Genomic DNA, 859 nt, shown 5'->3' on the forward strand with positions numbered 1-859 from the left:
ATAGCCGTTCTGCATCGGCTTTCCGGGCGCGATGTAGTGCCACTCGACCTTGTGATCCTTCGACCAGGCGAGGATGGCATTCGATGTGAGTTCGGTGCCGTTGTCGGAGACAATGATTCCGGGCTTGCCGCGTCGTTCGATCAGCGTCGTCAGCTCCCGTGCGACGCGGCGGCCGGAGATCGAGGTGTCCGGGATTGCTGCCAGGCATTCGCGCGTCACATCATCGACGATGTTGAGCACGCGAAATCTCCTTCCGCAGGCGAACTGGTCGTGGACGAAATCCAGCGACCATCGGGCATTGGCCTTCGCTTCGACCAGAAGCGGCGCACGCGTGCCGACAGCACGGCGTCTGGCTTTGCGCTTGCGGACAGAAAGCCCTTCCTCCCGATACAGCCGATAGATGCGATTAACGCCGGACGGCTCTCCGTCCCGCCGAAGCAGGACGAACAGCCGCCGGTAACCGAAACGCCGACGCTCGTTGGCAAGGTCACGCAGCCTTGCTCGCAACTCGGTCTCCGGCGGTCGGTTCGACTGGTAGCGGATCGTCTTGCGATCGGCGGATATGATCTGGCAGGCCCGCCGTTCCGAAAGACCCATCACAGTCTTCAGATGCGCGACGGCGTCACGCTTGGCGGCGGGCCCTACCATTTTTTTGCAAGAAGCTCGCGAAGCGCGGCTGAATCCAGCATCTGCTCGGCCAGCAGCTTCTTCAGCCTCGCGTTCTCGTCCTCAAGCGCCTTCAGCCGCTTCGCCTCGGAGACTTCCATACCGCCGTATTTGGCTTTCCAGTTGTAAAACGTCGCTTCCGAAATTCCGTGCTTGCGGCAGAGGTCGGCTGCCTTCGCACCAGCCTCCTGCT

At 61.7% G+C, this 859-nt stretch carries 1 pseudogene; it reads right to left on the minus strand.

The window, feature by feature from the left end:
• A pseudogene (locus tag ACPYOJ_RS34535) lies at positions 1-859 on the minus strand (IS3 family transposase); the annotation flags it as partial.

Source organism: Rhizobium sp. SVR5-9E, assembly GCF_056755095.1.